This is a genomic window from Corynebacterium sp. HMSC058E07 (genome assembly GCF_001809885.1).
GTDB lineage: Bacteria > Actinomycetota > Actinomycetes > Mycobacteriales > Mycobacteriaceae > Corynebacterium > Corynebacterium macclintockiae.
Window position 1 is genome coordinate 1 of record NZ_KV799241.1, and the last position, 433, is coordinate 433.

The window sequence follows — 433 nt, forward strand, 5'->3', positions numbered from 1 at the left end:
GCAGCCGAGCCTTTGGGTCTGCCTTTCGGCTTCGGTTTTAATGCCTCGTCGCCGCCTTTGCGCCATTTCCGCGCCCAATCTTTGACGAGCTGGTCTGACGACAGGCCAAACTCACGGGCAAGATCCATTCTTGTCTCGCCAGCAAGGTGACGCTCGACAACTTCCTTCTTGATTTCGAACGAGTACTGCTGCTTTGTCGGTTTCTCCACAAGACATAGCCTGCCATGCAGTTGAAACCGACGACGGAGCGTACGGACGGCGTATTTGGAGACACCAAGAGCATTGGCAGCGGCTATAGAGCCCATGCCTTGCTCGAAACACTCCACTAACTGCTCGCGCTGATATTCACTTAGCGAACTTCGTGCTCTCAATGAAAACTACTCCCCACTAGTCGGTAACTGATTTCTCAGTCCAACTAATGGGGAGCAGTTCA

At 53.1% G+C, this 433-nt stretch carries 1 protein-coding gene; it reads right to left on the bottom strand.

Features of this window, described 5'->3' with window-relative positions; all coding sequences use genetic code 11:
- On the bottom strand, positions 1-371 hold a 371-nt coding region (locus HMPREF2678_RS00965; protein WP_070550541.1), incomplete at its 3' end, for a helix-turn-helix domain-containing protein.
- Between the last annotated feature and the right edge of the window lie 62 nt (positions 372-433).